Raw genomic sequence first — 12,765 nt, 5'->3', positions numbered from 1 at the left:
GTTACTCTACCCATTTATACATCCGCACATAGTCCAGCTGCATGGCAGCAGGGAAAACGGTGTCATCCACACCTTCCTTTCCTCCCCAGTTACCGCCAACAGCAACATTTAACAACAAATAGAATCTTTTATCAAAAGGCCATTCAGCGGCAGTTTTATGTTCATTAGCCACCTGGTAGTATACTTTCCCGTCTAACAGGAAAGTGATATTTTCAGGAGTCCACTCTACTGCATACACATGAAACTTGTCGTAGGGCTGTTTAATATAGATACCTTTTGTTTTTTGTGTTCCAATAACATGGTTATAGGATTTGCTATGCAGGCTTCCGAAGATGCTGTCCTTCATGTAGCCTACATGTTCCATCACATCTATTTCCCCGCTTGCCGGCCAACCTCCGTATTCATCATCGGTCGACAGCATCCATATTGCAGGCCAGAGTCCCCTGCCTCCGGGAAGCTTTGCTTTAACTTCCAGCTTTCCATATTTCCAATCACCTTTTTCTTTGGTAATCATCCTTGCCGAAGTATATTTATTATCTCCGCTACCGGTGTTTCTTGCAGTGATGTACAAAGACCCGTTTTCCACTCTGGCATTGCTGGTGTCTGCAGCGGTGTATAGCTGCAACTCATTATTCCCCCAACCTGACCGTCCGGTTTGATATCCCCATTTTGTACTATCAGGCAAGCCCTTGTAGTTAAATTCATCACTCCAGGCAAGCTGCCACTTTTTGTGGCGCTTTAAAGATTGAGATTGAGCTATACCCGAACAACCAATTGTAATAAGCAATACTATTATATATTTCATCAGATTCAAATTCAGTGGATACTTCTGTAAAGTAAATTATTTAAGTCTTGGATTCACATCTTCCTGCGCCTGCGGAATGGGAATGTAGTCGCTTTGTCCCTTTACAAAGCCGGGGAGTACTGTTGCGGCCTGGTCTGTTCTTAACAGATCATTGAATCTTTCTCCCCACCATTCGCATATCAGTTCTGCATGGCGCTCATCCAGTAATTGCTGTAAGGTTACATTGGAAATGGAAGCCAGTTTTACCCGGTTCCTGACCAGGTTTACCTGCGCATCGCCGCTTTGTCCCTTACGGATCTTCGCTTCCGCATTCATCAACAGCACTTCTGCATAACGCATGATCCGGACGTTGTTATTTGCCCCATAATAATCTACCCTGCCATCGGTCATTTGTGACCGGGGGTAATAAGCCTTTCCATTGAAGTATTTCTTCCTGGATGCGTTACCGGAGATCTTGTCTCCATCCGGTGTAAAGGAAAACGTATCAGGGTTGCCATCAATTCCGCAATACTGAATGGCCGTTTTTAAACGGATACTATCATTACGTGATTTCAAAAAATCGACCGCCTTTTGTGTTGGCACCATCCAACCGGCACCTGTAATTACCGTGCTGAACGTATTTTCAGGGCCCTGGAAGAGAAAGAAATTGCCCCATTCTTCGCCAGGTCCACCGGATATTACGATATCGCCGGTCGACTTGCCGAAATCGGAATACTGCAATTCCAGGATAGATTCATCGCATAGTTTACCAGGCTTCTTAAACAACTGGTAATAATCGCTGAACAAAGAGAACTGGCCGCTATTGATAATCTGGTTGGTACAATCCAATACAACATCCCAATAAGTACTGCCACTGTTGTTACCAGCCAGGTCCATTGCTGCTTTGGCTTTTAACATCAACGCCGTATATTTGGTAACAGCTCCTGTATGCGTGGCTGCATTGGGTCTGGCATCTTCCAGGTTTGCAATGCAGAAATCCATTTCGGAAATAACATGCTTTTTCACATCTTCAATACTACTTTTTGAAGCGGCGCCAAGATTGGTAGGATCATTACTTTCTATGCCAAGAATGGGCACGGCTCCAAAGGTTCTGGAAATCCAAAAGTGCGCAAGCGCCCTATAGAAGCGAACTTCCGCCTGGTATTGCGCCAACTGTTTTGTTTTTGCCGCATCATTGGCAGGAATATTTTTTCCAAACTTTTCCAATTCGGCCAGTGCGCTGTTCGCCCCAAGTACAACTGCATACATGCTGATCCACATGTCGTTAATACCCCAGTAACTTTTAACCGTTACATCACTCTGGAAATTATGTATGGCTACCTGCCCCGCATCATCATTTCCCGGCGCTATATCATCACTGCGCTCAGAGCGGATCGTCACGCTTATCCATTTTGCAAAGGTTCCGCTGGCAGCAGTTCTGTAAACGCCCGACACCGGCTGATACATTAACGACAAATCCGTATAATTAATGGTAGTTGCCGGCGCCTGATTTTCTAATGGCCGGTCTAAAAACTTAGAGCAACCAGAAGATAAAAAAAGCATTACGAGCAGAATTGATATGTAGTTTTTCATGATTCTTTTTTTTGTTTTCCTATAACTGTTATTATGACCTGAAGAATTTGTCCATCCTAGAAAGTAGCCCTGACACCTAAACTGTAAGTGGAGGAAACCGGATAAACATTTGCATCATAACCAGAAACCGAATAACCAAAGGAAGTATTTGTGCCTACTTCAGGAGTAAAGCCATTATACTTGGTAAAAATAAACGGTCTGTCGGCAGTACCAAATACCCTCATGGCAATGGGCGACTGCTTGCCTACATTAAAATTATACCCAAGTTGAATATTCTGTACACGTAAATAAGCGCCGCTCTCTACAAAAAAGGAATTACTCACTTTAAACCATCCCTGACCTAAAGCATACGCCGATGGGTAAGCATTCGTTGAACCAGGACCGGTCCAGAGATTGCTCGCGAATTTCTCATCCAGGTTAAGAGAGGAGGAAGCTTTGTAAAGCCTTCCCCGGTTGAGGTTCATAATTTTATTGCCTGATACGCCCTGGAATGCCACGCTAAAATCAAAGCTCTTATAAGTAAGTCCAAAATTGAAACCATAAGTAACTTTTGGCAAATAGCTTCCCATATTGATGCGATCTTTATCATCCAGGATGCCATCTCCATTCTGGTCCTTATACTTAGGGAAACCGGGAACAATCTGAGAGGTAGCCGATTGGTTATAATGGGCAGCAACCGGATCACTGTCAACCTCCTGCTTGGTTTGATAAACACCGATAAATTCGTAACCATAAAAATAATTGATGGGTTGGCCAACAACTATGCGGTTAGGAAACTCCGCTGTCCACTCCGGAAATCCACTTGTGGAACTTGGAAGGGTACCTAAACTTGTAACTTTATTTTTTAAAGTCGACATATTGGCGCCTATCTGGTATCCTACGTTACCAATTTTATCACTCCAGTTTAACGCCACATCCCAGCCACTGTTCACCATATCAGCCCAGTTGCCATAAATAGTAGTATAGGTAAAAGGGAATGGGCGATAGAGCGCCGCTTTAGTTGTTTTCCTGTTGTAATAATCAACAGATCCGTTTAATTTTCCTTTCAGCATTTCAAAATCAACACCGCCATCCCATTCTGTTACAACTTCCCAGGTGATATCTGTATAAAACCTGTTTACTGTATAGCCGGGCAGATATTGGCCATTGGCTGCTGCAGTACTACCAAAAACAGCGGAAGTGCTGTTGCCGGTTTTCACGATGGCATATCCTGCATTGGCATTTACGCCGTCGTTACCAAGTTGTCCCCAGCTACCCCTGAGTTTCAAAAAGTCAAATACTTTCTGATTCCGCATAAATGCTTCTTTGCTGATTACCCATCCAAGACCTACAGAAGGGAAATAGCCCCATTTTGTCTGGTATTTTGAACTTCCATCGGCACGAAAAGTTGCTGTCAGTAAGTACTTATTATCAAAATCATAGGTGCCGCGTGTAAAGAATGAGATACCGGCGTTGCGGGTACCATCCTCTTTATAATAAGCCGCATTCGGCGTTCCCTGGCTGGTATACCACGATTCTTCTACATCGGGTACATTATCCGCTTCTGTCCGGGTTTGGCGCCATCTTTCTTCCCTGGTCGACTGTCCCAGCAACAGGCTCCAGTGATGGCGGCCTTTACCATCCTTGTAGGTAAGCAGGTTGTCCAGGATATAATTGGTAGTCCGTTCCTGGATAGAAGTCAGGTGAGACACGGTGGCATCGGCGCCAGGGCCCAGGTTCCTTAAAGGGCTGTACTGGGTTCCCAGTAATGATCCATATATCTGGCTCAACTGAGACCGGAAAGTGAGTTTATTATCCCAAAAACCTGCTTCTGCATACAGGGTTGGTAATATTTGAAATGCTTTTGACCGGTTATAATTATAATAGGCAGATGCCAGTGGGTTTTTATCATCAGATCTTCCAATCACGGAAGCCGCTGTGAATTTTACCGGGAAAGCATTCACATTGGTGCTGTCGTATACCGGGAATAAAGGGGAAGCAGTATAAGCATCCAGGAAAGCGCCGCTGTTGGGAGTAAAAGTGATAGAATTATTAAAAATGGCCGAAAATCCTACTTTAAGCCAGGGAAAGGCTCTGGCTTCCAATTGAAGCCGTCCGTTATATCTCTTAAAGTTATTCAGCGCATTCAAAATGCCATTTTGATAAGTATAGTTTAAACCTACTGAATAGGTTATTTTGTCACTGCCTCCTTGGATATCGATGCCATGATTTGTTATCAGGGCGCTTTTTCTTAAAATAACATCGTACCAATCCGTGCTGGTGGTTGGATTAAGTCCGCTGCCTCCAAATTTTTGAGAAGATAACAATACCGTACCACTGTCGGCGGTGGAACCTCTCTTGAGGGAAAAGTCGGTATATTGCTGTCCATTGGCCATTTTGAGAACATTTGTTGGCTTCTGAACCCCTACATAGGCATTATAAGTTACACGGGTCTTCATGTTTAATTTCCCTTTTTTAGTGGTTATTAATACCACTCCGTTGGCCGCGCGTACACCATAAATAGCTGCAGCAGACGCGTCCTTAAGGATGGACATGTCGGCAATGTCATTAGGGTTAAGGAAACTGATATCATTTACAAACATTCCGTCCACTACATAAAGTGGATTTTCATTATTAAATGATCCAACCCCTCTTATCCGGACATTGGGAGAGCTACCCGGCGCCCCGCTGGTTACTACCTGTACACCGGGAACGCTTCCCTGCAAAGCCTCCATTGGCGTAGCTGTAGTCCGCTTAAGCATATCATCGGTATTTACAATCGATATCGGGGCCGTAAGGTCCCCTTTCTTTTGCGTGCCGTAGCCTATCACCACTACTTCATCCAACCCGGTCAGGGACTCCCGCAGTTGAACATTTAAAACATTACCGGTAATAGCTACTACCTTACTGGCGTACCCTATTGCCGACACCATAATAGAATCCGAGCCGGGAGGTACGGAGAGCGTAAATGCGCCGGTTTCGTTTGTTGTGGTACCTGTAGCTGTGCCTTTCACTCCTACCGAAGCCATGATGACAGGCGCATTTTTGTCATCAGTGACGGTACCCTTTATGATTTTGTTCTGGGCTTTGGTGGTTAAGTGGAAAATAGTGGAAAGCACAAGGAGGATAAAAATTCCTAAGAACCTTTTTTTCATACGTAAAATTTAATTTTTAACTCGTTCTCGAATGTGAATCGTGGAAAATCAAATGTAGGCTAGACTGGCAGAAAATGTTAGGAAAACCCTACTACACTACTACATCTTATCGCGTAATTCTCTATTTTTACGGTAAAACCAACTACTACAATACTACTACATCAGCTATGCGGGGGCTTGAAATATGAATAAGATGCTGCTTAATATCCTGTTTTTCTTTGGGCTGTGCACAGTTGCATATGCCCAAAATGGCATTGGCATTCCTGCTGTTATCAACTATACCAAATCTAATTACAATGGGGGGAGCCAGAACTGGGGCATAGGGCAGGATAAACAGGGGGTGATGTATTTTGCCAATAATGAAGGCTTACTGAGGTTTGATGGCAGCCATTGGAAACTTTATCCGCTGCCAAATAACACGGTAATGTGGTCACTTGCTGTTAGTGATAACGGAAAAATTTACGTTGGCGGCCAGGATGAAATAGGGTATTTTTCTCCCGGAGTCAATGGTATGCTAACATATACCTCCTTAAATGCCAAGATCCCGGAACAATATAAAAAATTTGCAGATATATGGCATATCGCCATCGTGGGCAACCGGGTTTTCTTCCAGGCCGACGACCGCATCTTTGAGTATGACGACAAATCCGTTCATACCTATATGGCCAATTCACAATGGCTTTTCATAGAACGTGCCGGTGAAAGCATTTATGCCTCAGATCGTGTTACAGGGTTACTACAACTAAACGACAATCAATGGACCCCGGTAGCGGATGGTAAAAAACTGGCCGGAGTGCTCATTGCCGGTATGTTCCAAATGGGTAAAGACAGTATTTTCATTGTTACCAGAACAAATGGCATCTTCCTGTTACACAACAACCTGATAACTTTACAAAACAATAACAGGCAAAATAATCTCTACATCAATTCTGCCGCTAAAATAAGTGAGGATGAATTTATTATAGCTACCTCCTCTACCGGCTGCCTGGTGGTTAATATAAAAAAGGATGTGTGGGAAAGCTTCTCCGACGACCAGGGGCTTCAGAACAACAATGCGTTGAGCGTTTTTATGGACGCCAATAAAAACTTGTGGGCCGGGTTGAATAGCGGGATTAGTTATATTAATTACAACTCCGCCATCAGGTACCTCCAGATCGGTAAAACAAACAACCTGCCGGGTTATTCAACCCGGATATTAAATAACAGGCTGTTTGTTGCTACCTCCAACGGATTGTATAGCGCCCCTTTGACCAATAATGGGAACCATGTTACAAAAAATGATTTTTCCCTGGTAAAAAATACAGAAAACCGGGAGGCCTGGAACCTTAACGAAGTGAATGGACATTTGTTGCTTGGCAATGACAATGGAAGCTATAAAATACAGGGAAACGAAGCCCGGCTGCTTTCGGGAGGCGCAGGTAGCTGGTATTTCCTCCCAATGTCTTCGGTTTATCCGGCACAGGATATCATAGTAGGCACCTATTATGGCCTGAAGCGTCTCCGGTATGAAGGCAATGATTTCAAAGACGAAGGAAAGATGGACGGCATGCATGATTCCTTTCGTTTTATGGCATTGGACCATAACGGGGATGTGTGGGCCTCCCATCCCTATCGCGGTGTCTATCGCTTTAGTCTTTCACAAGACAAGAAAAAATATACCTCCCGTCTATACACCCTTAATGATGGTCTGCCTTCTACCTTAAATAATTTTGTTTTCAAAATAAAAAATCAAGTCATCTTTGCCACGGCCCGCGGACTCTACGAGTTTAATCCTCAAACAAACAAATTTTCTCCGTCCCCGTTTCTTTCAGGTGTTTTTGGGAGAATGAAAGTACGTTATCTGACGGAAGACAAAGAAGGCAACATCTGGTTCTGCAACGAAACCGGAACGGGGGTGGTGCATTTTTCTACAGCTAATGCTGTCAGCCCCCCTAATGTCACTTATTTTCCTGAGCTGACCGGACAGCTCCTTCCGAAATTTGAAAACATCTATCCCTATAATAAGGAAAACGTTTTTATTGGCTCAGAAAGAGGATTGGTTCATCTTGACTATCAAAAATATTCTTCCGTAAAGCCCGGGCTGACCGTTTTTTTAGGACTGGTAAAGGCTATGGGTAAAACAGACAGCACCATCTTTGGCGGCTATGGCGCAACAGACGGCGCAGACAAAAAAATATTGCAATTACCATCAGCGTACAACGCATTTCATTTTGAATACAGCTCGCCGTCATATGAATTCCAGAAGAATATTGAGTATAGCTATCAACTGGAAGGCTACGACAGTGACTGGTCTCCCTGGGATGCAAAAACAGAAAAAGACTATACGAACCTGGCAAACGGAGAATATACTTTTAAAATAAAAGCCCGGGACAACCAGAATAACGAATCCCCGGTCGTTTCTTACAGTTTTATCATCAATGCCCCGTGGTATAAAACTATCTGGGCAATACTCTGCTACATCTCCATTTTCGCTGGTCTGTTATTTATGATGAACAAACATCAAAAGAATAAACTGCGCTCGCAACAGAAAAAATTTGAAGAAGAGCAAAAAAGACTGAAATATATCCACCACCTGGAATTGGAAAAAAATGAAAAAGAAATAATCAAGCTTCAGAATGAAAAATTAGAACAGGAAGTTTTTATTCAGAAAAAAGAATTAGCGAATGCAAGTATGCACCTGATGGAAAAGGATGATACCTTAACAAAAATAAAAGAAAAAGTTTCACGTCTTAACAATGATACAAATAATAACAACGATATTAAAAGTATCACTGACCTGATTAAGGACACCGAAAAAAACAATGCTAACTGGGAAGTATTTGCCGCTCACTTTGACGAGTTAAATGATGGTTTTCTGAATAAACTGAAAAAACAATATCCACAGCTTACCAATTCTGATTTAAAAGTATGTACTTATATCAAGCTTAACCTGACAACAAAGGAAATGGCGCAATTGCTGAACATTACGGTTCGCGGTGTGGAAGTAAGCCGGTATAGGATAAGAAAAAAGATTGGCCTGCAAACGGAGCAATCGTTAAGTAACTTTTTAAACCAGATTTAAGGACTAACCATCCTTCCATACGCTCTTCCCCCTCATTTCTGTACAACCGTTTATTGCCGTAACCGTCAATAATAAAAATTAAAAAATTCTGATTTAATTGCCTATTTTATGTTGGTACTGCACTGGCATTTTATTCCATGAGAACCCGTAAACATTTTAAACCCTTAATAGGCAGATTCTTATTCTATGACCCAAATTCTATCTACGATGACCCACAAAATCAAGTCTTCTTTAACCCGGGCAGCATTGCTCATTCCACTATTGCTGTTGTTGATGAAGCCTTCTACGGCTCAGATAGCATGGCCTCCGGGTCAGCTGCTGCCAACGTTTCCCGCAACAGCAAGCAGCCTGGATTTATTTTACAATAACGGAACTTCTCAACGGTCCTGGCACTGGGAAGGTGAAGGTCCCGCCCTCAGCCATCATACAGGACGGCTGGAAACCGATGGCTGGCTTTGCCAGGTAGGAATCGATGCGGCAAATCAGCATATGATTTACGGACCTTATGATAACAGCGTTACGGCGGGAGCCAATATCGCGGAGTTTAGAATGAAAACAGATAATAATACCGCCAACAATGACTCTATAGTGGATATCGATGTCAGGGATGCCACCACCGGTGCAACCCTTGCGTTTAAGGCAATTACCCGCCAGCAATTCCCGATAGCGTCCGATTATACAAGCTTTAAATTGCCTTTCACTATGCCGGCCGACAGTCACGCTATTGAACTGCGTGTATTCTGGAGAGGAGGAGCGTATATAAAAGTCGACTGGGTGGGCGTACAGCAGGATAATGCCACTGCCGAAACTTATTTATTTGCGTCCCTGAAAGGGATCGTTAACAGCACACAACCACGTCTCTTTTCCTATGAAGGCGATGCCTTTGCAGAAGGACCGTATACCTGGATGCAGTCTTTAGGTTTAACCTGGACCGAACATACCGACAGGTGGGAGCTTATCACCCAATACCGCAGCGAGGTATCCGGCCTGATTGTTTATGATCCGGCGCAGTCAGCCACGGTTAACCTGGCAACCATGCTTGCAAAAAATAAAAAAGCGCTCATTGCCTCGCCATCGTTATTATCACGTTTAACAGGCGCCCCTTATAACCTTCCGGTATTGCTCGATTTACGTGGCCAGTTCACCAGTAATCTGCAGGTATACCAAACCTTATATAACACCTATTGGCCAACGCTGGATCACCGGGTATTAATAGGATTAAGCCCGGAAGTGCATCAGGGTTCCCTGCGGGAATACGCCACTGCCCTGGGCGCCGCAGTAATATGGCTGGATCCGCGGGTAACGGGTGAAAGTGAACTGCTAAACAGCTTTTTATCCTCCATGCCCGCGGGAGCCACCTTCATGGGTTGGTGGCCGGAAGAAGGTTCAGGTATAACCAGGGCATCCAGCTATGGGATAGCTACTGTTGCCAGTGACTATGCCACCAATTTAACGGTTCATAGCGGTATGCCCAGAACCGTTACTGTTAAGCCTATCCCTCCAAAGCCAGTCCTGAAGAATAAAATTTATGTGGCATTTATATTAAGCGACGGGGATAACTTACAATATGTTGAGCACCTGATGCGCAAGCTCTGGAACAATCCTGACCGGGGCTCGGTTCCTATTGGATGGACCTTGTCTCCGGCGATGCTGGATGCCATGCCGGGAGCGCTAAACTTCTATCATCAAACTTCCACTGACAACGACAACCTGATTTCAGGGCCCTCGGGATACGGTTACGCCTATCCTAATAATTTCCCCAATCAAAATACATTAAACCAATTTGTTGCTAAAACAGAGGATTACAACAAACGGGCGGGGTTCCGCGTCGTTACCATCTGGAATACGATTACAGGTGGCATCAACCAAAATGTGGGTGAGAGCTTTGCCACCTATGCGCCATCATTACTTGGGTTAACAGCACAAAATACGGGCGGCCCCCTTAGCATCTATAATCAAACTTTGCCGGGAATGCCGCTCTCCTGCAATTATTGCACCGGGGAACAAGCCATGAAGGATGCCATTGCCGCTGCTTCCGCCGGATGGGATGGAGCATCACCGAGATTCATGATTATACAGGCGCAACCCTGGCAGGATGTAAAGCCAACAAATTTTAAGAACGTAATGAACTCACTTGACTCAAATCATATTGTGGTTCGTCCGGATCATCTCTTTCAATTGCTGCGTGAAAAAAACGGGCTTCCATCCGTTGATACCGTTGATAGCCTGGGAACAGATATTACAGATCTGGGCGGAATATTAAGCGCTCAATATCAAACCGGTTCTCCGGCAGGTGAAGAATATACAAACCTAACTGATAACAATCGTAACACCAAGTACCTGACATTTAACCCTTCCGCCTGGATACAATACCAGGCGCCATCCGGCTATGTAGTGAAAAGCTATACGATCACCTCAGCAAATGATGCCCCGGAGCGGGATCCTGTGAACTGGACATTACAGGGGTCGGCAGATGGAAGCAGCTGGAGTACTATTGATAGCCGTTCCAATGAAGACTTCCCCTATCGTAATCAAACAAGAGTTTTCAGCATTAACAATAATACGGGGTATGCATTTTATAGATTGAATCTGTCAAATAACACCGGAACAATGCTCCAATTGTCAGAGATCGAATTGTTCGGCGAACCGTCGCCGGGTCTGAACAATGTGCGCATTAATGTCCTGGCGGGGGCGGAAATCCCCAACCAGCTGAAGGGCGCCAAACAGCGCATTTCGCTGTATCCGAACCCGGTTGGCGCCAGGCTCTATATCAGCGGGCTAAATAATAACGCCCATCTCGAGGTGTATGATAACGATGGTCAGCGTATGAAAACGGTATTAGGTATGTCTATTAACATTGCTGAACTGGTACCGGGCACCTATTACTTAAAAGTCAGATCAGCAGAGATAAATCACACCTATAAGTTTGTTAAGCATTAGTTGCAGGGCCACCTGGTCTGAAAGAAAATCCGCTCCGTGAGCGGGTTTTCTTTTTTAATCGATGCCTGATATTTATTTCCCATCAGAAGGCTTAAATAAGAGGCCATAATGCTATACCAAAAAGGTTAATTTAGATGCCACTATTGCCGGGAAATATAAAGTCGACGAAAGCAGTTTATTATGACAGATGAAAAGCAAACCATATACGATGTAATCATTATTGGCGGCGGACAAAGCGCTTTATCCGTGGCATATTATCTCCGCCGGACCACACTGAAATATATCATGCTGGATGCGGCTCCTCTTCCGGGTGGCAGCTGGCAATACACCTGGAAATCTCTTTCCTTGTTCTCTCCGGCGCAATGGAGCTCCCTTCCGGGTGTTTTTATGCCGGGAGGTCAGCACCACTATCCCAGCCGCGCGGAAACCATCACCTATTTGCAGGAATATGAGTCGCGGTATAAGTTCCCGGTGGTAAGACCCGTAAAGGTTACATCAGTAGTCAAAAAGGAAGGGACTTTTGTTTTAACCACCACCGCCGGCCATTATTACGCAAAAGCTGTTGTAAGCGCTACCGGCAGCTATACCAATCCCTTTATTCCGGATATTCCCGGAACCGCCTCTTTTAAGGGTACTATACTTCACTCTTCACAGTACCGGGAACCGGAAGATTTTTCAGGGAAACGCGTGGCCATTGCAGGAGAAGGCAACTCCGGCGCGCAAATCCTGGCGGAGGTTTCCAGAGTAGCATCTACTCTTTGGATCACGCGGCAGCCACCCGAATTTTTACCGGATGATATTGATGGCAAATATCTCTTTGATGCGGCCACTCAACTATACCAGGCCAAACAACAAGGCAGGGATTACCAGCCTCCTTCACTGGGGCATATTGTAATGGTGCCTCCTGTAAAAGAAGCCAGGGAAAGAGGTGTATATCAACATTTCCTCCCCGCATTTGATCATTTCTACCCCGATGGAATAGCGTGGAATACAGGACAGCAGGAAGCCGTAGATGCCGTTATTTTTTGTACAGGATTCCGGCCCGCGCTGGAGCATCTGGCTCCCCTGGGAATAATACAAACGGATGGCAGGATTAAAACAAACGGAACAAAAGCAACAGGTATTACCGGCCTCTGGTTAACCGGCTATGGATCATGGACAGGCTTTGCTTCTGCCACACTTATCGGCGTTGGCAGAACGGCGAGGCAAACCGTGGAAGAACTGAGCAGCTTCCTGCAGCCTGCATAAAAAGC

Annotated in this window: 6 protein-coding genes; 3 read left to right on the top strand and 3 right to left on the bottom strand. The window is 44.7% G+C overall.

Annotated features, from left to right (window positions below; all coding sequences use genetic code 11):
* Position 1: 1 nt before the first annotated feature.
* The 3 genes from ACMXI2_RS02115 to ACMXI2_RS02105 are packed head-to-tail and all read right to left on the bottom strand — an operon-like array spanning position 2 to position 5,511.
* A complete protein-coding gene (locus ACMXI2_RS02115) occupies positions 2–805 on the bottom strand; it encodes a glycoside hydrolase family 16 protein (RefSeq protein WP_483780075.1) in 804 nt (267 codons plus the stop codon).
* A gap of 36 nt (positions 806–841) precedes the next feature.
* Positions 842–2,377 carry a RagB/SusD family nutrient uptake outer membrane protein gene (locus ACMXI2_RS02110; protein WP_483780074.1) on the bottom strand — a complete coding sequence of 512 codons (1,536 nt, stop codon included), beginning with the start codon at positions 2,375–2,377 and terminating at the stop codon, positions 842–844.
* Between the two features lie 56 nt (positions 2,378–2,433).
* Positions 2,434–5,511 (bottom strand): SusC/RagA family TonB-linked outer membrane protein, encoded by a 3,078-nt coding sequence (locus tag ACMXI2_RS02105; RefSeq protein WP_483780073.1) that lies wholly within the window; start codon positions 5,509–5,511, stop codon positions 2,434–2,436.
* A gap of 184 nt (positions 5,512–5,695) precedes the next feature.
* Between ACMXI2_RS02105 and ACMXI2_RS02100 the strand changes: the two genes are divergently transcribed.
* The 3 genes from ACMXI2_RS02100 (at position 5,696) to ACMXI2_RS02090 (ending at position 12,760) form a co-directional block, all read left to right on the top strand.
* Complete coding sequence (locus ACMXI2_RS02100; RefSeq protein ID WP_483780072.1) at positions 5,696–8,572, top strand: ligand-binding sensor domain-containing protein; 2,877 nt, start codon at positions 5,696–5,698, stop codon at positions 8,570–8,572.
* A gap of 207 nt (positions 8,573–8,779) precedes the next feature.
* Positions 8,780–11,512 (top strand): T9SS type A sorting domain-containing protein, encoded by a 2,733-nt coding sequence (locus tag ACMXI2_RS02095; protein WP_483780071.1) that lies wholly within the window; start codon positions 8,780–8,782, stop codon positions 11,510–11,512.
* A 180-nt stretch (positions 11,513–11,692) separates the two neighbouring features.
* Positions 11,693–12,760 (top strand): ArsO family NAD(P)H-dependent flavin-containing monooxygenase, encoded by a 1,068-nt coding sequence (locus tag ACMXI2_RS02090; protein WP_483780070.1) that lies wholly within the window; start codon positions 11,693–11,695, stop codon positions 12,758–12,760.
* Positions 12,761–12,765: the final 5 nt, after the last annotated feature.

It is taken from the genome of Chitinophaga sp. G7 BAM 1005, from assembly GCF_057126945.1.
Note: the sequence above shows the minus strand (reverse complement) of the source record. Positions and strands in the feature narration are given on the sequence as shown.